Source organism: Piscirickettsia salmonis LF-89 = ATCC VR-1361 (assembly GCF_000297215.2).
Lineage (GTDB): Bacteria > Pseudomonadota > Gammaproteobacteria > Piscirickettsiales > Piscirickettsiaceae > Piscirickettsia > Piscirickettsia salmonis.
On the sequence record NZ_AMFF02000209.1, the window covers coordinates 1 to 899 of the forward strand.

2 protein-coding genes are annotated in these 899 nt (G+C 38.6%); both read right to left on the reverse strand.

Annotated features, from left to right (window positions below; translation table 11 throughout):
* Positions 1 to 222: 222 nt before the first annotated feature.
* Complete coding sequence (locus C200_RS13445) at positions 223 to 549, reverse strand: type II toxin-antitoxin system PemK/MazF family toxin (RefSeq protein ID WP_016212366.1); 327 nt, start codon at positions 547 to 549, stop codon at positions 223 to 225.
* A gap of 1 nt (position 550) precedes the next feature.
* On the reverse strand, positions 551 to 793 hold the full coding sequence (locus tag C200_RS13450) for an AbrB/MazE/SpoVT family DNA-binding domain-containing protein (RefSeq protein WP_016212365.1): 243 nt from the start codon (positions 791 to 793) through the stop codon (positions 551 to 553).
* Between the last annotated feature and the right edge of the window lie 106 nt (positions 794 to 899).

Below are 899 nucleotides of genomic sequence, written 5' to 3' on the forward strand. Positions count from 1 at the left end.
GATAAGGCATAGCGGCCATACCAACGCACCAGCCAAAGAATGATCTCACCGGAATAATGCTTCCATTTAAAGGGTTGATTCTTCTTAAATCGTTTACGTCTACCCACAGCAATTCACTCTTAACTTCCGTTGATTGCTACACCCTACTCAAATCTAAATTTTTTGCAACAGTGCCAATTGGAGCTACCCAACCACTTCATAAAATCGACCCAAACCTTAAACTTAACCTTTCAACATCACATCAATTAGCCCCTGAACTCTTTCAAGAGATTTTTTATCGAGCTTATCAGCATGATTCCAGCCCCTAGCACGGAAATCTTTTGTTGTTAGTTGGTTAACCAACACTGCTCCGTGAACGCTATTGTTTTTAGGTATCTCAACTTCAAAAGGATATCCTTTAATCTTTGAAGTAACCGGGCACCCCGTCACAAGTCCCACCTTTAAGTTATAGGGCTTGGAAGTCAACACTAAAAAGGGTCGGTTTCCTCTTTGTTCACTACCTAATGTAGGGTCTAAACTAAGAAAAATAATATCACCACGTTCAGGCACTTTATTCAAAGCGCTCCCCTCCTAATTCTTCACCCCAATCTACTAAATCATGACTATTTTCAGGGGTAATTTCTGATAATAATAATTCAAGGGTCTGCGTATGAGTCAAAGGTTTAATGTGAATCTCATCCCCGACCTTATCAATCGTCACATGACTACCATCATTGATATGAAGTTCACGTGCGATGCTCAAGGGTAGCAACAACCCCAAGCTATTCCCCCATTTTCTAACAACTGCATCCATCGTACATACTCCTAATATTGGTTATACAATGTTTAGACATAAGTATAGCACAAAATTCTTAATGTATATACATTGTTTAAACTTATTATATATGATAGAAACTATA